The following is a 21,302-nucleotide window of genomic DNA, read 5'->3' as shown; positions in this document are numbered from 1 at the left end:
TGGCACCAGCCCAACGGCTGGTGCCACGGCACCTCCCTCGCTCCACTCAAGGAGAGGACCCATGACTGACAACATTCTGGAGATGAGGAACATCTCCAAAGAGTTCCCTGGTGTGAAGGCATTGTCCGAGGTGAACCTCACGGTTCGCGACGGAGAGATCCACGCCATCTGCGGCGAGAACGGCGCAGGAAAATCCACGCTGATGAAAGTGCTGTCCGGGGTTTACCCGCACGGTAGCTACACCGGCGAGATCCACTTTGAGGGCAACGAAGCCCGCTTTGGTTCCATCAACGACTCTGAAGACGCGGGCGTGGTGATCATCCACCAGGAGCTCGCTCTGGTGCCCCACCTCACGGTCGCGGAGAACATCTTCCTAGGCAATGAAGTGCGTGGCCGCGGCGGCCTGATCGACTGGAACGCCGCCAACCACAAAGCCAAGACCCTCATGAACCGCGTGGGCCTGCACGAGAACCCCGTGACCCCGGTGGGACAGCTGGGCGTGGGCAAGCAGCAACTCATCGAGATCGCGAAGGCACTGTCGAAGGACGTGCGCCTCCTCATCCTCGACGAGCCCACCGCAGCGCTGAACGACTCGGACTCCGACCACCTCCTGAGCCTGCTGAAGGGGCTCCAAAAGGAGGGGATTACGTCGATCATGATCTCCCACAAGTTGGGCGAGATCGAGCGAGTCGCGGACCGTACCACCATCATCCGTGACGGTAAGACCATCGAGACGATCGTGATGTCTGACCCTGACTCCACCCAGGACCGCATCATTCGCGGCATGGTGGGCCGGGACCTCGAACACCGGTATCCCGAACGGATCGACCACACCATCGGTGAGGAGCTGTTGAGAGTCGTGGACTGGACAGTCCACCACCCCACGCAGCCCAACCGCGTCATGGTGGATCACGCCAACTTCTATGTGCGCGAAGGTGAAGTCGTCGGAATCGCCGGTCTCATGGGTGCCGGCCGTACCGAGTTGGCGATGAGCATCTTTGGACGCACCTATGGCCGCGATACGTCGGGCCAGGTGCTGAAGCGTGGTGAACCGATTTCGACTAAGTCGGTGTCGGAAGCGATCAACAACGGCATCGCGTACGCCACAGAGGACCGCAAGAAGTATGGCCTCAACCTCATTGAGGACATCCGCCGCAACATTTCCGCGGCGGCGCTGAAGAAGTTGTCGAGCAGGGGCTTCATTAATGGCCACGAGGAACTCAGCATCGCTGAGGCGTACCGCAACTCGATGAACATTAAGACGCCGTCTGTGCTTCAGCTGGCGGGCAACCTTTCTGGTGGAAACCAGCAAAAGGTGGTCCTCAGCAAGTGGATGTACACGGATGCGGACGTGATGATCCTGGACGAACCCACGCGCGGAATTGACGTGGGTGCCAAGTACGAGATTTACACGATCGTGAACTCTCTTGCCGCGCAAGGCAAGGGCGTCGTGGTGATCTCTTCTGAACTGCCTGAACTTTTGGGCACGTGTGACCGGATTTACACGCTGGCGTTTGGCCGCATCACGGGATGCCTCACCGCTGAGGAAGCCACCCCGGAGGCGTTGATGACGCTCATGACTCAAGACAAGGAAGCGGCGTCTGACAATGACGCGGATGCCAAGGAGCAGGACCGATGACTGGAATCTCTAATGTGCGTGAGTTGCTCACGCGCAACCTTCGCCAAAGTGGCATCTTCGTCGCCTTTGTGGCGATCGTGGCGCTGTTCACGATCCTCACGGATGGCACGCTGCTGAGCCCCACGAACCTCACCAACATCGTCCTGCAGTATTCCTACATTCTGGTGCTGGCCATCGGCATGGTGATTGTGATCATTGGTGGTCACATTGACTTGTCGGTGGGTTCGGTTGCTGCACTTGCGGGTGCGGTGTCTGCGGTGCTGGTGATCCGTGAGGGCGTGCCCTGGTGGGTGGGTGTCCTCGCGGGAATCACGGTGGGTTTGCTTGCGGGTGCGTGGCAAGGATTCTGGGTTGCCTTTGTGGGTATCCCGGCGTTCATTACGACTCTGGCGGGCATGCTGTTGTTCCGCGGTTTGACGTTCCGTGTGCTGGACAACATCTCGCTGTCACCTTTCCCCCCTGAGTACGCCAAGATCGCGACCGGTTTCCAGAATGGTTTGCTGGGTGGAGACGGCTATGACGTCTTTACGCTCGTCATCTTTGGGTTCGCGGTTGCGGGCTATGTGTTCACGCAGATCCGTGCTCGCCGCGCGGCCGTGGCGTACGAACAGACTGTCGCTGCGACCCCACTGTTCATCACCAAGTTGGTGGCTGTTGCTGCCGTGGTGATGTGGTTCGCCTGGCAGTTGGCGAACTCGCGCGGTCTCCCGAACGTCTTGATCATTCTCGCTGTCCTCATCATCGTGTACACGATCGTGACGACGCGGACCGTGTTCGGTCGCCACGTGTATGCGATCGGTGGAAACCTCACGGCTGCGACGTTGTCTGGTGTGAAGGTCAAGTGGGTCAACTTCGGCATCATGCTCAACATGGGTCTGCTCGCGGGTGTGGCGGGCGTGATCTTCTCCTCGCGCACCAACGGCGCTCAGCCGGCGGCGGGAAACCTGTTCGAGCTTGACGCGATTGCGGCATCGTTCATTGGTGGTGCAGCGGTGACCGGTGGTGTGGGTCGCGTGTCTGGTGCCATCGTCGGTGGTCTGATCATGGCGGTGATGTCGAACGGCATGCAGCTCATGGGTGTGGACCAGTCCATCCAGCAAGTCGTCAAGGGCCTGGTGTTGTTGCTGGCCGTGGCGTTCGACGTCTGGAACAAGAAGCGGGCTGGAGCGCGCTAGCGCTTCAGTGGGAGGGGCAAGTGGCGGGGTTCCGGCCGGAAGGTCGGACCCCGCTTTTTGCTGTGTGGGGGATGGTGGCGAAGGGCCGATGCTCGCGCTGGGTTCGCACGGATGGGGGCCGATGCTGGGCGTCCGGCTGACTGGCTATCCGGCTGCCGGTGAAGGCTAGGGACGGGGGTTGTCGTTGCCAGCGTCGTCGCCAGCGTCGTCGTCGCTGGCGCCGTCCTCGCGCTCTGGTACGCCGCTGGCGTCCGGAGCGTCACTGTCGCCCTCGGCCTCACGGGCCTCGGCATCGTCCCGTTCCTTTTTGCCTTGGTAGAGGTTCCAACCAAAGTAGCCCACCGCAGCGAAGAGTGCGATGAAGAAGAACGCGTTGGCCCAGGGGGCGGCTGCTGATGACTCTTGAGTGGCGGCCACGACTGCGGGGACGATCATGCCTCTATCTTCCCCTATTCAGGGCGCTCCCCGTAGTACCACCGCCGGGTGTGATGACAGCGCCTGGGTGGACGACGGCTGGCTAGGACAGCGCAATGCCGGTGCGTTGTCCTAGGTGCGCGATGAGCGCGGCCCTGGCGCTGGCATCGGCCACTCGGGGATGCATTTTGACGTCTTCGCGATGTTTGAGGAAGCGCCCGGTGCGCAGTGCCTCGGGCTCGTCGGATGTGGCGAGCCAGACGGGGGTTTCGGCGCCGCGTTCCACGGGTTCTTCTGCGTGTGGTCCACCCATTTGGGTGCGTACCCAGCCGGGGTCTACCGCGGTCACCACGGACTCGGGGTGCAGGGCGGCAACCTCGGTGGCGAGCATGAGGTCGTGAAGTTTGGAGTCGGCGTATGCCTGGTGGCCGTCCCAGGGACGGGCCTCCCATTGCAGGTCATCGGGACGCCACACGCCTTGGGATTGCAGGCCGCTGCTGAGGTAGATCATGCGGGGCGCCACGGGCATCATGGCGGTCAGGAGGTAGGGGGCGGCCACGTTGACGGCGAACACCATTTCCATCCCGGACGATGCTGCCTGGCGTGTATCGCTCGCGCCGATGCCGGCGTTGTGAATGATGACGTCGAAGGGGCCGTGAGCCGATGCCGTGGCGGCAAGTGCGGCTGTTTGGCGCCGGTGTGCAAGGTCGCCCACCAGGATGGCGGCAGCTTTGGGGTTGGCACGCCGAGCCGCGAACGCACGGTCCTGATTGCGAGCGTGAAGCACCACGTGTTGTCCTGCGGCGATGAGTTGCCGTGCAATCTCCGCGCCGATGCCCTGCGTAGAACCGGTAACGAATATCCGGGCCATGCCCCTCCTTGCTGGTGTGAACCTGACGCGGGCATGCAAAAGCACTTCCACCTGAAAGGGAGAAGGGCCTTCCACAGTTCACATCAGGCCAAAGCCGCACAGCACCGGAACGGCACACAACGCCCGGAGCTGTACGGCCTCGGTTATGAGAACGTTACCTTCCTCCTACGATGGTGGCCAGGTCTTCCGACCCAAAAAACGAAACGATTCGGAGGAAACATGGGAATCGCTGACGAACTTGTTGAGAACAATCTCCGCTATGCGGAGTCGTACGCCCCTGACCGGCCGCTCCCGCCGCGCCGCAAACTTGCCGTGGTGGCGTGCATGGACTCGCGTTTGGACACCTTCGCGATGCTTGGTCTTGAGGTTGGTGACGCGCACATCATGCGTAACGCTGGCGGCGTCATCACGGATGACATGATCCGCTCGCTGGTGATCTCGCAGCGCAAGCTCGGCACCCGCGAAATCATCCTGATTCACCACACCGACTGCGGCGCCCTGACCTTCACCGATGACGAACTGCGCAACCAGCTCCTCGACGAGACCGGCTTGAAGCCCACGTGGAGCCCAGAGTCCTTCAAGGACCTCGACGCGGACCTGCGCCAGTCCATGGAGCGTTTGCGCCGCAACCCATTCCTCGTGGACTCCACGCAGGTGCGCGGTTTCGTGTTCGACGTCCACACGGGTCGCTTGCGCGAGGTCGTCTAGCACGCACACTGACGCTCGCATCGGCCTGGGAACATCCAAGGCCGATGCGAGCGTTACGTGTATACGCGCCCGCCGGGCATCGCCGGCAACACTCCGGGTGCAGGGGAGGTACACATGTCGTGGTGGAAGTTCTTCAATGCCGTCCGCCGTGGCGACCACAAGGTTGCTGGCACTACCTGGTTCACCGGCCTTGTGGCGGTGCTGTACACGCTGTCGCCCGTGGATCTCTTGCCCGAACTCCTGCTGGGCCCGCTCGGCTTCGTTGACGACCTAGGGCTGTGGGGCGTGACGCTCATGCTGTTGAACCGCGAGAAGTCCTTGTGGGAGGAACGCCTCACCGCGCAGGCGCACGTGGTTGACGTGTAGACCGCCCCACCTGCGCGGCCCCCGCCGTGCGGAATAGCCAGGTCCGGTGAAACGCTGTCCTTGGCAGGAGGTGTCACTGATGACCACTACTGATGCACCGTTTGCTGACCTGACGGCCGTGTTCGTGAACTGCACCCTCAAACCGTCCCCGGAACTCAGCCATACTCAAGGGCTGATGGATAACGCGATTGCGGTGATGGAGTCCCAGGGCGTCCAGGTGGACGTGGTTCGTGCGGTGGACTTTGACATTGCGCCGGGCGTGTATCCCGACATGACGGAAGACGTGCCAGGAGGCAACCGCAGCACTGACGAGTGGCCAGCCCTCGCGGAACGGATTCTCGCGGCGGACGTGCTGGTGCTGGGCACCCCGATCTGGCTAGGGGAGCGTTCGTCGGTGGCGTCGCGGGTGGTGGAGCGTCTGTATGGCTTGAGCGGTCAGACCAATGACCGCGGCCAGTATGTCTACTACGGCAAGGCGGCCGGCGTGATCAGCACCGGCAATGAGGATGGCGCCAAACATGTGGCGATGAACACGCTGTATGCGTTGCAGCATGTGGGGTACACGATTCCGCCGCAGGCCGATGCCGCATGGTTGGGAGAGATTGGTCCGGGCCCGTCGTACTTGGATGAGGGCTCAGGTGGGCCGGAGAGCGACTTCACGCGCCGGAACACCACGTTTATGGCGTGGAATCTGATGCATATGGCGGCGCTTCTGAAGCGTGGTGGGGGCTTCCCTGAGGGCGGCAACTCGCGGGCCGCGTGGGATGACGGCGAGCGGTTTGGGCATCCGAATCCGTAGATGCCGGTGCGTGCCGGTACGCTGGCAGTCATCTGGTGTCACTTGTGGTCGATAGGTGACTGTCAACGGCTGCCAGGACGCATGGAGTCCGCACTAAGTTGGGTCTATGAGCGCACACGTCATTGATCTGAACGCGGACCTGGGCGAAGGCTTGGGACGTTGGGTGATGACGGACGATGCTGCGCTCTTGGATGTGGTGACCAGCGCGAACGTCGCCTGTGGTTTCCATGCGGGGGATGCACCCACGATGCGCCGCGTGTGTGACATGGCGGCCGAGCGCGGTGTCGCGATTGGAGCGCATGTCGCGTACCGGGACTTGGCTGGTTTTGGCCGCCGCGAGATGGCAGTGCCGCCACAGGAACTCGCCGCGGAGGTCGCGTATCAGATTGGTGCTCTGGAAGTCTTTGCGCGTGCTGCCGGCACTGAGGTCTCGTATGTGAAGCCTCATGGTGCGTTGTACAACCGCGCGGTGTGGGATCACGACCAGGCTGCGGCAATCATCGAGGGTGTGCTGCTTGCCGGGGCACGTCCCGTGTTGGGTCTGCCGGGTTCCGCGTTGCTGCAACAAGCTGAGGCCCAGGGTTGTGCGCCGGTAACGGAGGCTTTCGCGGACCGCGCCTACCTGGGGGACGGGTCGCTGGCGCCGCGTTCGCGTGACGGGGCAGTGCTGGTGGAGGCCGATGCCGTGGTGGCGCAGGCGGTGCGGCTCGCCACGGGTGAAGCGATCACGGACATCGACGGCAACGCGTTGACCGTGCAGGCCCGCTCGGTGTGCGTACACGGTGATACTCCGGGTGCCGTGGAGCATGCACGTCAGGTGCGTGCGGCGCTCGCGGCTGCAGAAGTCGACGTGCGGCGGTGTGTGCCGTGAGTGTCGACGTGCGGCCGATGGGGCGCACTGCCATCGTGTTGGAGGCCGCTTCGACGGGGCAGGTCGCCGACCTTTACGAGCGTGTCATCGCTGCCCGAGACGAAGGCGAGTTTGCTGCGACGGACATTGTTCCGGCGGCGCGTACGGTGCTGATCGACGGCATCGGCCCTGTGGACGCGGCGCAGGTGGCGGCCCTGGCACGTACCTGGACCCTCACGGAAGCTGCGCACGATGCCGGGGCGCTGGTCGAGGTGCCCGTCACCTTTGATGGCCCGGACCTGGATCAAGTTGCAGACCTGTGGAACACCGGCAGGGACGATGTGGTGGAGACGATGCTCGCCACGCCGTTCGCGGTCGCGTTCTGTGGGTTTGCGCCCGGCTTTGCGTACCTGTCCGGCTTGGGTGCGCAGCGAGCGGTGCCGCGCCGGCGCGACCCACGCCCTCAGGTTCCGGCCGGCTCGGTGGGGTTGGCAGGAGAGTTCGCGGGCGTGTATCCGCGTCAGTCTCCGGGCGGATGGCAACTGGTGGGCACCGTCCGTGAGGTGACGTTGTGGGATGCGTCCCGGCGTGAGCCTGCATTGTTGGCGCCCGGCGTGCGCGTGAGGTTCACCGCATGATCGAGGTAGTGGATCCGGGCCTGCTGCTGACCGTGCAGGATGCGGGACGGCGCGGGATGGCACACCTAGGGGTGCCACGTTCGGGTGCGGCAGACGCTCCTGCGGCACGGCGGGCAAACGCGCTCGTCGGCAATGCGTCCACGGCTGCAGTCCTGGAAGCAACCCTGACGGGGGCCGTGCTCGCGACCCGTGAGTCCGTGGTGGTGGCCGTGTCCGGAGCGCCCGCCCCGGTGTTCGTGGGAGACGTCCCTGCACCGATGGACCGGCCCATCCGGCTAGGCGCCGGCCAAACGCTGGAGATCGGACACGCCGATGCTGGCTTGCGTACGTACCTTGCGGTGCGTGGCGGCGTCGAGGGGCCATTGACCCTGGGAAGCCGAGCCACCGACACCCTGTCCGGCCTAGGTCCGGCACCGCTGAAGGTGGGGGACCGGATCACCGTGGGCACGGCATCGGCGCCTGGACAAGAACTCTTCGCCGCGACTCACGGCGCTGCCCCCACGATTCCAGGGCTCGACGAGGTCGTGGAACTGGAGGTGTGGCCCGGTCCACGTGCCGACTGGATCAGTGGTGTAGGCGCTCTTGCCGAACACGTCTTTCACGCCACCACGGACTCCAACCGCATCGGCCTACGGCTCAGCGGAGGGGAACTCGCCTGGTCCCGGACGGGTGAACTCCCCAGCGAAGGGATCGTCGCCGGAGCGATTCAAGTGCCACCGTCCGGCCAACCCGTAGTGTTCCTGGCCGATCACCCCACCACCGGTGGCTATCCAGTGGTGGGAGTCCTCGATGAGGTGTCGCTGGCGCTCGCGACACAGTGCAGACCCGGCCAGCGAGTGCGCCTGCGCATGGCTCGCTAGTGGACACGCTCGCGCGTGGGCCTCGGGTGTGGTGCCGGGACGTTGCCCGGCACCACACCCGAGGCGCTAGATATCCCGGCCTTTGTCATCCGGCTGGATGATCTCGTCCGTGTGGTGATCTTCGAATGCTGGGGTTTCGTCGACCGTGTCGGTGGGCGCATCGGCTCCCGCCTCCGTGACCACAGGAATCGCGCGCGTGCCAGGTTCTGCCTCCGAGACCACGTCGCGATAGCGGCGCGGTGGCTTGGCCGGAGCATCGGTGTACCTGTGCTTGATCCCGGTACGTGCCCAGGAAGGCCAGCGTGTGCGTGAACCTTCGATGTCGACGTCCGCATCGGTGGGCTCCAGGCCGTACTCGCCGGAAATGGTGTCCCGGATGTGGTCCATGAAGTCGGCGCGGTTGGCGGCCAGGTAGAGGCGATGTTCACGCCGGAATGCCTTGACCGTAGACATACAGATGCCGATCATCACGATGGAGAACGGCAGCGCCGTGATGATGGCGGCTGTCTGGAGGGCGTTGAGACCGCCGGACAGCAGCAGCGCGATGGCCACGAGCGCGGTGGTGCAGGCCCAAAACACACGGATCCAGCGCTTGGGGCTTTCGTCGCCACCGGTGGTGATCATCGACAGGACCAACGACCCGGAGTCGGAACTGGTGACGAAGAACACGGCGATCAGGATGATCGCGCCCAACGTGAGGACTGCACCGCCGGGTAGCGTTTCGAGGACTTGGAAGAGCGACCCGTTGTAGTCGACTTCTCCGTTGGGGCCCACGATGCCGCCGCCCAGGTAGAGCTCTTCGTACAGGGCGGTGCCGCCCATCACGGCGAACCACAGGAACGTGATGACGGAGGGAACCAGCAGGACGCCCCACACGAACTCACGGACGGTGCGGCCCTTGGACACGCGCGCAATGAAGACACCGACGAACGGTGCCCAGGAGATCCACCAGCCCCAGTAGAACGTGGTCCAGGATGCCTGCCAATCTTCACCGGCGGCACCTTGGAAGGCGGACACGTTGAAGCTCAGGCCAATGAAGTTCTGAATGTAGGCGCCCATCGACTGCACCCATTCACGCATGAGGAACTCGGTGGGGCCCGCGAACAGGACAAACAGGAGCAGGAACAGCGCGAGCGCCAGGTTGATGTTGGACAGCCACTTCATGCCGCGTTGCAGTCCGGTCACCAGCGAGAAGATCGTGACGATGGTGATGCCGACGATCAGCCAGATCTGGGTGGTGGTGGACGGTTCAGCGATGTCGACCGCTTCAAGGCCGGATGAGATTTGCATGACGCCCAAGCCCAGCGAGGTGGCGACACCGAACAGTGTGCCCACCACGGCGGTCACGTCGATCGCGTTTCCCCAGCCACCCTTGATGCGCTTGCCCAAGAGCGGTTCGAGCGCGTACCGGATCGACACGGGGCGGCCACGACGGTGAACCGCATACGCGATTCCCAGGCCCACCACGATGTAGATGGCCCAGGCGTGGATGCCCCAGTGAAGGAACGTTTGGGACATGGCTTGCTGCGCGAGCTGTTCGGGGGTTCCGGCAACGCCAGGGCGGGGGCTCGAGAAGTGGGCGAGCGGTTCGGAGACGCCGTAGAACACCAGGCCGATGCCCATGCCGGCTGCGAACAGCAGCGCGAACCAGGAGAACATGGAGAACTGGGGCTTGTCGGAGTCTTTGCCTAGGACGATGTTGCCGAAGCGGCTGAAGCCCATGACGAGTGCGAACGCCACGAAGCACGCAGCGATCAGGACGTAGTACCAGCCGAACGCGTTGATGATGTCGGCTTGGACGGCGTCGAACAGGCTTTCTGCGGCTCCGGGGGCCACGATCGCGAAAGCAACGAAGCCAAGGATCAGGATGGCCGAGGGCCAGAAAACCCACTTTGCCAGGGTGGACTTAGACATGGGCTCGCGGGGTGTGTGCGTCACCGCCGCGGCATTGTGTTCAGTCATGACGTGCGCGCCCGGGGGTTTCTGCCGGGCGGCTGCCTCCTCTAGGGAGCAACGCTAGTCGACTTCACACGGTTGGCGCGGGAGATGCGCGTAGGGTCGTCGCTGTGAGTGAGACGACGGCCGCAGGCTGGGGTGAGGGTCTGGGTGCGGCCTGGGCGGCGTTGAGGTGCCCGGTGTGTCACGGCGTGATGCGAGCCGCGGGGCCGGCCGATGGCTCGGGTGATGAGGCACAGGGCCTGCTGTGTGGGGTGGGTCACCGTTTTGATCGTGCGCGCCAGGGGTATGTGACGTTGCGTAGCGGCCACAAGAACTCCCAGAACGCTGACACGGCACCGATGGTGATGGCACGGGAACGGCTGCTGGCTGGGGGTTGGTACGAGCCGATCGCGACTGCGCTCGCGCAGGCTGTGAAGGCGCACGCGCGTCCTGAAGGTGTGCTGGTCGATCTTGCTGGGGGCACCGGCTACTACGGTGCGGCCGTGCTGGATGCTCTTCCTGGGTGGGAGGGGATCTGCCTGGATATCTCCACTCCCGCGTTGAAGCGGGCCGCACGGGCACATGGGCGGCTCGTCGCGGTCGGCGGGGATGCTTTGGGGCGCCTGCCGTTGGGGGACGGGACGGCCGATGCGGTGGTCTCCGTGTTCGGCCCGCGTGTGCCGGAGGAGATTGCACGAGTGCTGGCGCCAGGAGGGGTCCTGGCGGTGGTGACGCCGATGCCGGGGCACCTGGCCGAAGTTCAGCAGGCGGTGGACGGGGTGGCGATTCATCCGGGAAAGCCGGAGCGATTGGCGCAACAGTTTGCTTCGCTGACGCGGGTGGCGAGCGAGGAAGTGGTGAAGGGCGTGACATTCAGTGCTCAGGCCGCTCGTGACGTGGTGCTGATGGGCCCCACGGGTCACCACCATGCGGAGGCGGACATTGATGCGGCGACGTTGCCGACCGCCACCACCATTGCTGTCCGCATCGACGTGTGGAAGGCCTGAGCCGCGCTGCGAAACAAAAAGTGACCGGGGGTTCACAAGTACCGCGCAGACCCGCTACGGTGTTCGAACCACGTGACACGGGGTGCCCACCAGGGCTGAGAACAGACCCGTCGAACCTGATCTAGTTCGTACTAGCGAAGGGATGTCGCGCATGACGCGTACGCCTGCATACCTGCCCATTCCGTCTTCGAGCGCACTGGCTGCTGTTCACGAGAACACGCCCCTGGTGCAGTCGCTCACCAACCATGTGACCGTTGAACTGGTCGCCAATGTGTTGATCTCTGCCGGGGCCACTCCCGCCATGGTGGACATCGTGGGGGAGGCGGGCCCGTTCGCGGCGATCGCCTCCGCGGTCCACATCAACATTGGTACTCCGCACGCTGAGCAACGCCAGGCGATGCTGGAGGCTGCCCGCGCCGCGAGCGAAGCCGCAACCCCTTGGGTGCTGGATCCCGTGGCGGTGGGGTCGCTTCCGGTGCGCACGCCGTTGGCGGCGGAACTGCTGGAGTTCTGTCCCACGATCATTCGGGGCAACGCCTCGGAGATTCTTGCCCTCGCTGGCGTGGGTGCCGGCGGGCGGGGTGTGGACGCGGCCGATGAAGTTGAAGACGCCGAGGTCGCAGCACGGTCGTTGGCACGCCGCACTGGTGGTGCTGTCGCGGTGTCCGGGCCCGTCGACATGATTGTGGACCAGGACCGCACGGTACGGATCTCCGGCGGGCATGTGCTGTTGACCAAGATCACTGGAGGCGGCTGCGCGTTGGGCGGCTTCATGGCGGCCTTCGCCGCCGTGCACGCCGACCCCTTCGAGGCGGCCGCTGCCGCTAGCGATGTGTACGGCCAAGCCGCCGAGCGCGCCGCCCACGTGGCGGCCGGCCCCGGTGAGTTCCGCTCTCGACTGTTGGACTCACTCGCCGCCCTCACTCCTGAGCAGCTGCGTGCGCAGGAGACTGCGGCATGAGCGTGGACCTGTCCGTCTACCTCGTCACCGATGTGGAGCAGTCCGCGGGATGCGGCCGCGACATCGTCACCACGGTGCGCGAGTCCGTTGCCGGCGGTGTGACGGCAGTCCAGATCCGGCGTAAGCATGCGGAAACCCGCGCGTTGCTGGGGCTCACCCGTTCCATCGCGGATGCCTTGCCTGAGCATGTGTCCTTGTTCATCAACGACCGCGTGGATGTGGCGCTCGCGGCGCGACGCTTGGGTATCCGGGTGGATGGTGTGCATCTGGGCCAGCAGGACATGCCGTTGGAGATCGCCAGACGGCTCCTGGGTGAGCAGGCTGTCATTGGGGTGTCGACGTCCACCGAGTCGCAGATCCTGGCCGCCTGTTCCGAAGGCGCGGATTACATCGGAATTGGTGCGGTGCGCGAGACACAGTCCAAAGAAGACCCGCCGCCGCCGCTTGGAATCGAGCGTGCCTGCGAGTTGGCGCGGTCCTCATCGGTGCCGGCGGTGGCGATTGGTGGCGTCCGTGCAGACGACATGGCTGGGCTGCGTCGCGGCGGCTTCGCTGGAGCTGCAGTGGTGTCATGGATTTGCGCAGCGCCCGACCCGAAAGCGGCGGCGTCCATGCTGAACCGAGTGTGGGAGGCGGCAGCATGACGTTCTCTTCTCCCGACATTCCTGATGCGCCCCGAGTGCTGTCCATTGCAGGCACGGACCCCACGGGCGGTGCAGGCATCCAGGCAGACCTCAAGGCGATCGCGGCTCACGGCGGCTACGGAATGGCCGTGGTCACGGCCCTCGTGGCGCAAAACACTCAAGGTGTGCGCGGAGTCCATGCCCCGCCAGCGCAGTTCCTTGCCGCACAACTCGAGGCTGTGAGCGACGACGTCGACATCGATGCCGTGAAGATCGGCATGCTGTTCGACTCTGACCTCATCTCAGTGGTGCGTGGATGGCTTGAACGCACCCAACCGCCCGTCGTGGTGATCGATCCGGTGATGGTGGCGACCTCTGGAGACCGGCTCTTGACGGCCGATGCTGAGGAAGCCTTGCGCGCCCTGCTGCCCCTGGCAGACATGGTCACCCCGAATGTGCCGGAGCTGGCCGCTCTCCTGGAGCAGCCCGTCGCCCAAGACTGGGCCACCGTGCTGCGCCAAGCCGAAACCCTGGCGCAGCGCTACGACGTGACCGTGCTGGCCAAAGGCGGACACCTGGCTGGTGACGTGGTGCGTGACGCGATCGTGGCGCCGTGCTCGCTGGCTCCAGTGATCCTGGAATCCCCCCGCGTAGAGACGACCTCCACCCACGGGACTGGGTGCTCACTGTCGTCGGCCGTGGCCACGTTGCGCGCTCGCACGGGCCGGTGGGACAACGCTGTTGCCCAGGCAAAGGAGTGGCTCACCCGCTCGCTGGAGGCGGCATCGGCCCTTCACGTGGGCCAAGGCCACGGGCCCATCTCCCACTTTGCTGACCTGTGGCAGTCCGGCCTGAGCACCGCGCCTGAGGCCGGCGCGATCGCCGATGCGTGGTGGGACGGTACGGCAGAGGTGCGCGGGCAGATTGACTCCTTGGAGTTCGTCCAGCAGCTCGGCGACGGCGACCTGAACCACGACGACTTCCTCTGGTACGTCAAGCAAGACGCCCTGTACTTGCGGGACTACTCGCGGGTGCTGGCCGCCGCCTCATCCTTGGCGCCCACCGCGCAAGAGCAAGCCTTCTGGGCCCGCGGGGCACACACGTGCGTCACGATCGAGATCGCACTGCACCGCACTTATCTGCGCGACAGCGACACGTTCGATGCCGAGCCCAGCCCCGTCACCACCGCGTATACCGACCATCTGCTGGCGGCCGCGGCGCGCGGCGACTATGCGGTCCTCACTGCCGCGGTGCTGCCGTGCTACTGGGTGTACCACGACGTCGGCACGCGACTGTCGGCGCGCAACTATGACGGACACCCCTACGGCGCGTGGTTGGAGACGTACGCGGACGAACAGTTTGCGGAGGCCACGCGGGAGGCGATCGGGTATGCGTCTGCGGCGGCAGCTCGTGCCGATGCCGAGACCCGGCGTGCCGCGACCCGCGCCTTCGAGTTGTCCACCCGTCACGAGCGCGACTTCTTTGCCGCGCCACTCGTGCGATCCGACCTGGCACGCATGGTGCTGGGAGACGAGTTCGCCATCCTCGCTGTCTAGTGACCCAGTCGCCCCGGTAGCGCGAGATGCCAGTTCTCCCCTCACTACATTGGCGTCGCGCACTACCGGGGCGCACCTTGACTTCTAGGCCCGCAGACCCCGAGTCCCACCCCAGGTATTTACGCAACGGGCTTGTTACGTATGATGAGGATGATGTCTCCTCAAAATCGTCCCCCGCGTCCCGTCCGTACCGCCACTGTGCTCCGTACCGAACGACTGTCCGCGCACATGGTGCGGCTCATTCTGGGCGGTCCCGACCTTGCGGCGCTTCCGCCTCTGGAACTCACCGACCACTACATCAAGATCAAGTTCGGTGACGTCACCCGGACTTACACCATCCGGTCGTTGGACCCCACCACCCACGAGATGGCACTCGACTTCGTCGTCCACGGCGACGAAGGGCTCGCCGGCCCCTGGGCCCAACGCGCGCAGCCGGGAGACACCCTCACCTTCATGGGGCCCGGCGGCGCGTGGGCTCCGCGTTCCACAGCAGACACCCACCTCCTCGTCGGGGACGATTCCGCATTGCCCGCGATCGCGGCCGCACTCGACGCGCTGCCCGCCACCACCCGCGCAGAGGTCTACATCGAAGTCCCCGATGCCAACGGACGCCAGCCGCTTGCTGACCGCGACGGCATCAACGTGCACTGGATTCACCGCGACGAGCACGCCATGGGTTACGGAGAAGCGCTCACCTACGCCGTCCAGACCGCGCCCTTCCCCGACGGGGATGTGGAGTGCTTCATTCACGGCAACGCAGACATGATTAAGCCGCTGCGCCACTACCTGTTCAACGAACGTGCTGTGCCCCGTGACCGAGTGTCCATCTCCGGCTACTGGCGCACCGGCATGAACGAAGACGGATGGCAGTCCTCCAAGCGTGAGTTCGTGGCCCGCATGGAAGCCGAACAAGACGGCGTCCCCGCCGCCTAACGCGCCCCGAGCATCGGCCGGCTGCGCTACGAGACCGCTACTCCAGCGGCGCCCACTGTGGATAACCACATTCTGTGGAACCGGGGTCTGAGGCAGTCCGTTGCCTAGGCGTGACCACAATCAACGTCCCCTCCGACGGCCTCATGGAGCACCCTGAGTTCGAACGCGCCCGGCAACTTCGCAGGGACGTCTCGCGGCTCATGATGGAGTACCGCTTCGCGGTGGACGAGGTCCTCACCAAGGTGACGATTCTGCGCGAAGAGTTCGTGCATCTGCACTGCTACAACCCCATCGAACACGTCACGTCACGCGTCAAGAGCCCCACCTCCTTGGTGGAGAAGATGGCCCGCAAACGGGTGGCCCCCGACCCGGAAGCCATCCGCGCAAACATCCATGACATTGCCGGTGTCCGTATTACGTGCAGTTTCATTCAAGACACCTATCAAGTGCTCGAGGCGCTGGTCTCCCAAGACGATGTCCGTGTCATCAATGTCAAGGACTACATCGCGACCCCCAAGCCCAATGGCTACAAGTCCATCCACGCCATCATCGAGATCCCGGTGTTCCTGTCCACCGGTGCAGTTCAGGTGCCCGTGGAGCTCCAGATTCGGACCATTGCCATGGACTTCTGGGCCTCGCTCGAACACAAAATCTTCTACAAATACGACGGCGAAGTCCCCGACCACCTTGCCGAAAGCCTGTCCGACGCCGCGATGATGGCGGAACGGCTCGACATCCAAATGGAAGAACTCCACAACGAGGTCCACGGCGCACCAGGCCGCGAGGCGGACTCTCCACGGGAATCCATCGACGACGCGGCGCTCGCGCAACTGTGGCGGCAACTCAACGCCGGGGTCCAGGAGTAGCGCTACATCTCCTCGTGAGTGGTGGGATCGCCGCCAAACAACCGTCCATCAGGGTTGGTCAGGGCGTTGATCGCGGCCATTTGTGGTGCGGTGAGCTCAAAGTTGAAGATGTTGAGGTTTTCCGCCTGACGCGACGGTGTGGCGGACTTGGGCAGCGGCACGTTCCCCAGCTGAACCTGCCAGCGCAAAATCACCTGCGCAGGAGTCACCCCGTGCGCCTGCGCTGCCGAGACCACGGCCTCTTCGCCATACGGTGCCTGACGCTTCCCCAGCGGGCTCCACGACTGCGTCACAATGCCCGCCTCATCATGGAAGGTGCGCAACGCCGCCTGATTGAAGTACGGGTGGAGCTCAACCTGATTGATCGCGGGCACCACACCCGTGTCATCGGAAACGATCTGCAGATGCTCTTCCGTGAAGTTGGACACCCCAATCGTGCGGACCACGCCACGCTCGCGCAGTTCCACTAGCGCTCGCCAGGCGTCCCGGAACTTGTTAGTGAGGGGGTTGGGCCAGTGGATCAGCAGCACATCGATGGCGCCCAACTGGAGCTTGTCGAAGGACTCCTGCGCAGAGCCAATCGCGGCTTCAAAGTCGTGGTGGCGGCCCGGAAGTTTGGTCTGGACGGTGACCTCCGACCGCGGGGTCCCCGTCTGATGCAGATACTCCCTGATGCCTTGGCCTACCTCGACCTCATTGCCGTAGTTCACCGCCGAATCAATCAGCCGGTAGCCCGCCTCCAGCGCCTGCTTCACTGCAGAGGCACACTCATCCCCCTTCATGGGGTAGGTGCCAAAGCCAATCCCAGGGATGTGATGGCCGTCGTTCAGTTCATGCCAAGGAATCTGTGCCATGCCCTCCAACCTACGCCCGGACACCGCTGCACGTGCAAGAAGGTTTCTGGCGACGAACTCCCGACGGGCGGAAGCGGGAAGGTGGGCCGGCCTCATGCCATCTGAAGCCGGACCACCCCGGGGCCTGAACCCTCAGCACACGCAGGTTCAGGACATGGCGCGTGAGTGGCGGATGCGAGGACGCCACCCACGAACGTTCACTGTGCGGTTAGGCGGGGAACTGCTCCTCAAGGGCCGCGGACTCATCGTCGACAGTCGCGGCGGGGATGAGGTCCGTGGCACTTGAGGTCAGCAGGCTGGACCAGTCCTCCAGGAGTTCACCGGCGAGCCCTGACTCAAACAACTCTTGGGTAAGCCGCGCAGTCTCCGCGTCCACTAAGGCCGAGAAGTCCTCGACGGCCAGGAACCGTTCGGACAGGATGCTCGATTGGTTCATTCCCCCAAACCCGCCGCGGACACCCTCGGTGGGGAGGTCCATGCCTTCGGGCAGGGTTATCCCTTCCGGTGGCGTCTCGCCCGCGCCCGGCATGGGGCGGTCGCCGCTGCCATCTCCCAGCCCGCTGGCGTCTCCCAGCCCGCTGCCGTCTCCCAGCCCGCCCAAGTCGCTGGCCTCTCCGCCGCCAAGCCCGCCAAGCCCGCCAGGCGCCTGCCCGCCCGGAGCATCGCCACCGGCCCATTCGCCGTTGCCAGGCCTCTCACCGCCACCGGTCCACTCGCCGTCACCGCCCATCGGCCCTCCATTGCTGGCGCCAAAGGCCAGGTTGAGATCCCAGTTCACGACTGTCATCTGTTGGTCTTCGATGTCCCAGTACAGGTAGGCGTTGTTGCCGGGTCCGTCGATGTCGTCAAAGTTGTTGATGACGGTCTGGAAGGCCAGGTAGGTGGCGAAGGCGTCGACGTCGAGCCAGGTAGACAGGTCGCTTGCGAAGGTGGCGTCGTCGGCGTTGTTGATGAAGTCCAGGAAGTCGATGAGGGCCGTGTAGTTGTCGTCGCCGCCTTCTTGGTCAAAGGAGTCCACGTAGTCGGCTTGGTCCTCACCCACGTAGTCCCAGGTGCCACCGGATTCTGCCTTCCACAGGTACCCGTTGCCGAGTTCGCGTTCCATCCAGTCGGTGTTGGGGTTTTCGACCACGAGGCGCAGTGACTCGTCGGAGCCGTTCATGGTGACGGTTGCGGCGATCGCTTCTTCGGCTGCGAGGCCTGCGGCGTCGAGCAGATCGAGCGCAACGGCCTCATTGAGTGCTGTCTGCGAGGTGTTGGAGCGGATCACGAACTCTTCTGCGCCGTGGTGGTCTTGGCCGTCCACGAACTTGTCGAGGTTGATGATCCACGGCAGGTCCTGGGGGCTCGCTGCGTCTGCTTCCGTCATGCCGCGCAGGGAAGAGTTGCCTTTGAGTTTGAGCCCTGCGTCCTGGTAGGTCTCGCCGTCAATGGTGACGGTCGCGGAAATCCATTCCTTGTCGCCGGACTCCAGGTACGCGGCGACCAGGCTGTCGTAGTCGCCTTGGTCGTAGGTGATGGTGAACTCGTGGATGTCGTTGGAGTCCCAAACCTCCGGGCTGGACGCTACTGAGGCTTGGTCTGCGGCGACCGCGGCTCCGGTGTTGCTCGCGGTGCCATCTGTGGGTGCGGAGCTGTCAGTGGGCGCGGTGCACGCCGCCGCGAAGGTCAGTGAGGCAATAACGGCGGAGATCTTGAAGGTCCGGGGTGACGTCATGAAACCATTGGACCGGCCGATGCTGGGAGTGGGCTGGGAACTGGCGCAGAGTTACGAGCGGGGTGAGGAGCGGCGGTGGCGGGCGATGGCGTCGCGGATGGGCGGCACGTGGATGCCGTCTGCCGCCATGATGGCTCTGGTCCGGCGGCGCGAGTGCAGGATGCCTGCAACGCCAATGGCCCAGGGGATTCCCATGGTGGCGAGGGCGATCCGGTAGTTGTCCAGGGTGTATTCGGAGGTGCCGGGGGCGACGATCTGGAGGGTGGCTCCCACGAGTGCGACGGACAAGACGGTGGCGGCGAACCCGCCGATGTTCGCGAACCCGGTAGCGGTTCCCAGCCGTCCCGGACGGCCAAACGTGCGGGCAAAGTCCATTCCCACGAGCGACGCCGGTCCGCCTGCCCCCAGCAGCGCCGCCCACAGGATCAGGTGAATCATGGGGCGCGGTGTCGCAGGAATGAGCACGCTCGCCCAGGCGGTGGCGGTCACGGCAGCAGACCCCAGGATGATCCAACTGCGGCGCAGGGGATGGCGGGCTGTCAGAGCGCCCATGAGTGGACCGGTTGCCATGTTCGCGATGACTAAGACAGACAGCAACACGGAGGCTTGTGCGGGGGTGAGGCCCTGCCCTTGGATCAGGAAGGGCACCCCCCACAGCATGGCGATGGTGTTGGCAAAGAACATGCCCGTCCAATGCGTCCAGAACGCCAGGCGTACGCCCGGGGGACGGAGTGCTTCGCGGATGCTGATCTTTGCCGCGCCGTGGTGGGGCGCTGCCGTGGCGTAATGGAGTTCGCCGTGGTGGGGCATCCGGACGCGCAGGACCGCCATGATCGCTGCTGCTACACCTAGGCCGGCGAGCACAGAGAAGGTCACCGTCCATCCGGATGCATGCAGCAGCCACGCCACGGGCACTGCAGATGCCAACTGTCCCGCTTGACCCAAGAGTCCGGTGACTTGCACCATGACGGGTGCCTGGCGGGGAGGGAACCATTCGGATGCGAGCCGGGTGGCAGAGATGAAGATGGGAGCATCGCCGGCTCCGATCAGCACTCGGGCGGCCAACGCCAGCCAGAGGGAGTCTGCGTGAGCGAGCAGGAGTTGCCCCGAGGCCATGACGAGCGAGCCGACCGCCAACATCGCTTTGGGGCCCACACGGTCCAGTAGCGCTCCAGCGGGGATTTGCAGGGCCGCATAGATGGAGATCTGCACCACCGACAGTGATGCCAGCCCCAACGCTTCAACGCCGAACCTGTCCAGCGCCTCCACCCCTGCAACACCCAGCGCGGTGCGTTGCACCACTGCAACGAAGTACACGAACGCTACGGTCGCAAACATCGTCCACGCCACTACTGGCGGGCGTGGACGCACGGGTGGTGTGCTCGTTGGCATAGGTCTCCCCTGAAGGTGTGGGGACGATGGGTGGGCCGGCTTCAGCGCTACGGCCCGCCCCATCCTACGAGCAGCAAGGCGAGCTAGGCGCCGTCTACCTCCGTGATACCTTCGTACAGGCCCACAACGTTGCCGTCCGGGTCCCCAATGACGGCCCACCAGCTGGTTTCTGTGATCGGAGACTTCTCCTCCAACACGGTCGCGCCCCGTGCCACGGCGAGCGCCACCGTCTCATCAATGGAGTCCACCTCCACATAACTACGCGGCTGCGTGAAACCATCGGACCGTGGCGCCAAACCGCCCCCACTGATCTGGTTAGGGGCCTGCCACATCGGGTATCCCTCGAACCCGGGCATCTCCGCGATCTGCCAACCAAACAGCGCGTGATAGAAGTCCTGTGCTGCCGCGAGGTCCGTGACCGGAATGTCAATGTGGGTGATGTCTCCGTGTGCCATGGCGTCTCCTTCACTGGGTTCTGGCGGGGTGACCGTTCCAGTGTGCGCTGACGCAGGCTAAGGCGCAGGGGGAGAGTCCTTGGGTGCGGTGCGGCGGGCACGAATGCTCCCCACGATCACGGAGACCGCGGCGCCCACCACAGCACCCATGAAAGCGCCTGTGCTGTTCAAAATGATGTCGTCGATGTCCGCGACCCGGCTCAGCCCAAACTGCAAGAACTCGATCGCACCGGTGAAAACCACACCCAAGCCCGTCGCAGTGAGCAGACGGCGCCAGAACCCGCCCGGAATCAGGCAAGCCACCGCAATCCCCAACGGAATGAACATCGCAACATTGCCCACAAGGTTCAGCCACGGCCCGGACCCAGGATTCTCCAAGCCCCGCTCAATCTCCTGCAACGGAGTGAGGTTCGCGTACCGAGTGCCAGATTCACCAGCAGCACCGGGCAACAGCAGTGTTACCCCCACAATCGCGGCCACATTGAACGCCACCGCCATCCACAGTGCCAGCCGCGCAGCGCGCCCCCTCATCACGCCCAACACCAGCACCACCAAGGCCGCTACCAGGGCAACAGCAAGCTCAGGGCTAGCAAACGGAGCGAGCAAGGGCATAGGGACTGATCCTCAAGAGTGGATGTGCAAGGCGTGAACGCGCAGACTGTCTGAACTGTTGCACGCAC

General features: G+C 64.5%; 22 protein-coding genes and 1 riboswitch. Of the genes, 14 read left to right on the top strand and 8 right to left on the bottom strand.

What is annotated here, in order from left to right:
- The first annotated feature begins 61 nt into the window (after positions 1 to 61).
- Positions 62 to 1,639, top strand: a complete 1,578-nt coding sequence (mmsA, locus tag ON058_RS00600) for a multiple monosaccharide ABC transporter ATP-binding protein (RefSeq protein WP_274667092.1) — start codon at positions 62 to 64, stop codon at positions 1,637 to 1,639.
- Positions 1,636 to 2,814, top strand: coding sequence for a multiple monosaccharide ABC transporter permease (gene mmsB / locus ON058_RS00595; protein WP_274667091.1), 1,179 nt, complete (start codon positions 1,636 to 1,638; stop codon positions 2,812 to 2,814). The genes mmsA and mmsB overlap by 4 nt, the downstream gene beginning before the upstream one ends.
- A gap of 165 nt (positions 2,815 to 2,979) precedes the next feature.
- Here mmsB and ON058_RS00590 read toward each other — a convergent pair whose 3' ends face one another.
- Together ON058_RS00590 and ON058_RS00585 are read right to left on the bottom strand one after the other, a co-directional pair.
- A complete protein-coding gene (locus ON058_RS00590; RefSeq protein ID WP_274667090.1) occupies positions 2,980 to 3,249 on the bottom strand; it encodes a hypothetical protein in 270 nt (89 codons plus the stop codon).
- Between the two features lie 82 nt (positions 3,250 to 3,331).
- On the bottom strand, positions 3,332 to 4,099 hold the full coding sequence (locus tag ON058_RS00585; RefSeq protein ID WP_274667089.1) for an SDR family NAD(P)-dependent oxidoreductase: 768 nt from the start codon (positions 4,097 to 4,099) through the stop codon (positions 3,332 to 3,334).
- A 219-nt stretch (positions 4,100 to 4,318) separates the two neighbouring features.
- Between ON058_RS00585 and ON058_RS00580 the strand changes: the two genes are divergently transcribed.
- The 6 genes from ON058_RS00580 to ON058_RS00555 all read left to right on the top strand — a co-directional run bounded on the left by ON058_RS00580 (position 4,319) and on the right by ON058_RS00555 (position 8,320).
- Entirely contained in the window at positions 4,319 to 4,807 is a 489-nt protein-coding gene (locus tag ON058_RS00580) for a carbonic anhydrase (RefSeq protein ID WP_274667088.1), read from the top strand.
- 114 nt (positions 4,808 to 4,921) lie between these two features.
- The gene (locus tag ON058_RS00575) at positions 4,922 to 5,173 is read left to right on the top strand and encodes a DUF1232 domain-containing protein (protein WP_274667087.1); all 252 of its coding nucleotides are present in this window, start codon (positions 4,922 to 4,924) and stop codon (positions 5,171 to 5,173) included.
- Positions 5,174 to 5,252: 79 nt separating this feature from the next.
- Positions 5,253 to 5,972: a flavodoxin family protein gene (locus ON058_RS00570; protein ID WP_274667086.1), complete on the top strand. Its 720-nt coding sequence runs from the start codon at positions 5,253 to 5,255 to the stop codon at positions 5,970 to 5,972.
- A 106-nt stretch (positions 5,973 to 6,078) separates the two neighbouring features.
- Positions 6,079 to 6,843, top strand: a complete 765-nt coding sequence (locus tag ON058_RS00565; RefSeq protein WP_274667085.1) for a LamB/YcsF family protein — start codon at positions 6,079 to 6,081, stop codon at positions 6,841 to 6,843.
- Entirely contained in the window at positions 6,840 to 7,460 is a 621-nt protein-coding gene (locus tag ON058_RS00560; protein WP_274667084.1) for an allophanate hydrolase subunit 1, read from the top strand. The genes ON058_RS00565 and ON058_RS00560 overlap by 4 nt, the downstream gene beginning before the upstream one ends.
- Positions 7,457 to 8,320, top strand: a complete 864-nt coding sequence (locus tag ON058_RS00555; protein WP_274667083.1) for a biotin-dependent carboxyltransferase family protein — start codon at positions 7,457 to 7,459, stop codon at positions 8,318 to 8,320. Before ON058_RS00560 ends, ON058_RS00555 begins: the two co-directional genes overlap by 4 nt.
- A gap of 66 nt (positions 8,321 to 8,386) precedes the next feature.
- On the opposite strand, the gene ON058_RS00550 is transcribed toward ON058_RS00555, so the two are convergent.
- Entirely contained in the window at positions 8,387 to 10,234 is a 1,848-nt protein-coding gene (locus ON058_RS00550; protein ID WP_274667821.1) for a BCCT family transporter, read from the bottom strand.
- A gap of 152 nt (positions 10,235 to 10,386) precedes the next feature.
- Here ON058_RS00550 and ON058_RS00545 point away from each other — a divergent pair, with 152 nt between their 5' ends.
- The 6 genes from ON058_RS00545 to ON058_RS00520 all read left to right on the top strand — a co-directional run bounded on the left by ON058_RS00545 (position 10,387) and on the right by ON058_RS00520 (position 16,204).
- A complete protein-coding gene (locus ON058_RS00545; RefSeq protein ID WP_274667082.1) occupies positions 10,387 to 11,265 on the top strand; it encodes a methyltransferase domain-containing protein in 879 nt (292 codons plus the stop codon).
- 68 nt (positions 11,266 to 11,333) lie between these two features.
- Positions 11,334 to 11,425, top strand: a riboswitch (TPP riboswitch).
- Positions 11,417 to 12,226 (top strand): hydroxyethylthiazole kinase, encoded by an 810-nt coding sequence (gene thiM / locus ON058_RS00540; RefSeq protein ID WP_274667081.1) that lies wholly within the window; start codon positions 11,417 to 11,419, stop codon positions 12,224 to 12,226. (Overlaps the previous riboswitch by 9 nt.)
- On the top strand, positions 12,223 to 12,870 hold the full coding sequence (thiE, locus tag ON058_RS00535; RefSeq protein ID WP_274667080.1) for a thiamine phosphate synthase: 648 nt from the start codon (positions 12,223 to 12,225) through the stop codon (positions 12,868 to 12,870). The genes thiM and thiE overlap by 4 nt, the downstream gene beginning before the upstream one ends.
- The gene (locus tag ON058_RS00530; protein WP_274667079.1) at positions 12,867 to 14,405 is read left to right on the top strand and encodes a bifunctional hydroxymethylpyrimidine kinase/phosphomethylpyrimidine kinase; all 1,539 of its coding nucleotides are present in this window, start codon (positions 12,867 to 12,869) and stop codon (positions 14,403 to 14,405) included. The genes thiE and ON058_RS00530 overlap by 4 nt, the downstream gene beginning before the upstream one ends.
- A gap of 153 nt (positions 14,406 to 14,558) precedes the next feature.
- A complete protein-coding gene (locus ON058_RS00525) occupies positions 14,559 to 15,338 on the top strand; it encodes a siderophore-interacting protein (protein WP_274667078.1) in 780 nt (259 codons plus the stop codon).
- 143 nt (positions 15,339 to 15,481) lie between these two features.
- Positions 15,482 to 16,204: a GTP pyrophosphokinase family protein gene (locus ON058_RS00520; RefSeq protein ID WP_274667820.1), complete on the top strand. Its 723-nt coding sequence runs from the start codon at positions 15,482 to 15,484 to the stop codon at positions 16,202 to 16,204.
- Between the two features lie 2 nt (positions 16,205 to 16,206).
- Here the strand turns inward: ON058_RS00520 and ON058_RS00515 are convergent, their stop codons facing one another.
- The 5 genes from ON058_RS00515 to ON058_RS00495 form a co-directional block, all read right to left on the bottom strand.
- A complete protein-coding gene (locus tag ON058_RS00515) occupies positions 16,207 to 17,058 on the bottom strand; it encodes an aldo/keto reductase (protein WP_274667077.1) in 852 nt (283 codons plus the stop codon).
- A 208-nt stretch (positions 17,059 to 17,266) separates the two neighbouring features.
- On the bottom strand, positions 17,267 to 18,775 hold the full coding sequence (locus ON058_RS00510; protein WP_274667076.1) for a CotH kinase family protein: 1,509 nt from the start codon (positions 18,773 to 18,775) through the stop codon (positions 17,267 to 17,269).
- A gap of 51 nt (positions 18,776 to 18,826) precedes the next feature.
- Positions 18,827 to 20,113 (bottom strand): nitrate/nitrite transporter, encoded by a 1,287-nt coding sequence (locus ON058_RS00505; RefSeq protein ID WP_274667075.1) that lies wholly within the window; start codon positions 20,111 to 20,113, stop codon positions 18,827 to 18,829.
- Positions 20,114 to 20,250: 137 nt separating this feature from the next.
- Positions 20,251 to 20,622, bottom strand: a complete 372-nt coding sequence (locus ON058_RS00500) for a VOC family protein (protein ID WP_274667074.1) — start codon at positions 20,620 to 20,622, stop codon at positions 20,251 to 20,253.
- A 57-nt stretch (positions 20,623 to 20,679) separates the two neighbouring features.
- Positions 20,680 to 21,234 carry a VanZ family protein gene (locus ON058_RS00495; RefSeq protein ID WP_274667073.1) on the bottom strand — a complete coding sequence of 185 codons (555 nt, stop codon included), beginning with the start codon at positions 21,232 to 21,234 and terminating at the stop codon, positions 20,680 to 20,682.
- Positions 21,235 to 21,302 lie beyond the last annotated feature (68 nt).

The sequence above is a fragment of the Demequina sp. B12 genome (assembly GCF_028823635.1).
In the GTDB taxonomy this organism is placed as follows: Bacteria; Actinomycetota; Actinomycetes; order Actinomycetales; family Demequinaceae; genus Demequina.
Note: the sequence above shows the minus strand (reverse complement) of the source record. Positions and strands in the feature narration are given on the sequence as shown.

Excerpts from the sequence above, each read along its gene's own strand:
- ON058_RS00505 (WP_274667075.1), bottom strand. The coding sequence starts at position 20,113 with ATGTTTGCGACCGTAGCGTTCGTGTACTTCGTTGCAGTGGTGCAACGC.
- ON058_RS00565 (WP_274667085.1), top strand. The coding sequence starts at position 6,079 with ATGAGCGCACACGTCATTGATCTGAACGCGGACCTGGGCGAAGGCTTG.
- mmsB (WP_274667091.1), top strand. The coding sequence starts at position 1,636 with ATGACTGGAATCTCTAATGTGCGTGAGTTGCTCACGCGCAACCTTCGC.
- thiM (WP_274667081.1), top strand. The coding sequence starts at position 11,417 with ATGACGCGTACGCCTGCATACCTGCCCATTCCGTCTTCGAGCGCACTG.
- ON058_RS00525 (WP_274667078.1), top strand. The coding sequence starts at position 14,559 with ATGTCTCCTCAAAATCGTCCCCCGCGTCCCGTCCGTACCGCCACTGTG.
- thiE (WP_274667080.1), top strand. The coding sequence starts at position 12,223 with ATGAGCGTGGACCTGTCCGTCTACCTCGTCACCGATGTGGAGCAGTCC.
- ON058_RS00500 (WP_274667074.1), bottom strand. The coding sequence starts at position 20,622 with ATGGCACACGGAGACATCACCCACATTGACATTCCGGTCACGGACCTC.
- ON058_RS00550 (WP_274667821.1), bottom strand. The coding sequence starts at position 10,234 with ATGTCTAAGTCCACCCTGGCAAAGTGGGTTTTCTGGCCCTCGGCCATC.
- ON058_RS00555 (WP_274667083.1), top strand. The coding sequence starts at position 7,457 with ATGATCGAGGTAGTGGATCCGGGCCTGCTGCTGACCGTGCAGGATGCG.
- ON058_RS00495 (WP_274667073.1), bottom strand. The coding sequence starts at position 21,234 with ATGCCCTTGCTCGCTCCGTTTGCTAGCCCTGAGCTTGCTGTTGCCCTG.
- ON058_RS00590 (WP_274667090.1), bottom strand. The coding sequence starts at position 3,249 with ATGATCGTCCCCGCAGTCGTGGCCGCCACTCAAGAGTCATCAGCAGCC.
- ON058_RS00530 (WP_274667079.1), top strand. The coding sequence starts at position 12,867 with ATGACGTTCTCTTCTCCCGACATTCCTGATGCGCCCCGAGTGCTGTCC.
- ON058_RS00575 (WP_274667087.1), top strand. The coding sequence starts at position 4,922 with ATGTCGTGGTGGAAGTTCTTCAATGCCGTCCGCCGTGGCGACCACAAG.
- ON058_RS00585 (WP_274667089.1), bottom strand. The coding sequence starts at position 4,099 with ATGGCCCGGATATTCGTTACCGGTTCTACGCAGGGCATCGGCGCGGAG.
- ON058_RS00580 (WP_274667088.1), top strand. The coding sequence starts at position 4,319 with ATGGGAATCGCTGACGAACTTGTTGAGAACAATCTCCGCTATGCGGAG.
- mmsA (WP_274667092.1), top strand. The coding sequence starts at position 62 with ATGACTGACAACATTCTGGAGATGAGGAACATCTCCAAAGAGTTCCCT.
- ON058_RS00520 (WP_274667820.1), top strand. The coding sequence starts at position 15,482 with ATGGAGCACCCTGAGTTCGAACGCGCCCGGCAACTTCGCAGGGACGTC.
- ON058_RS00515 (WP_274667077.1), bottom strand. The coding sequence starts at position 17,058 with ATGGCACAGATTCCTTGGCATGAACTGAACGACGGCCATCACATCCCT.
- ON058_RS00570 (WP_274667086.1), top strand. The coding sequence starts at position 5,253 with ATGACCACTACTGATGCACCGTTTGCTGACCTGACGGCCGTGTTCGTG.
- ON058_RS00510 (WP_274667076.1), bottom strand. The coding sequence starts at position 18,775 with ATGACGTCACCCCGGACCTTCAAGATCTCCGCCGTTATTGCCTCACTG.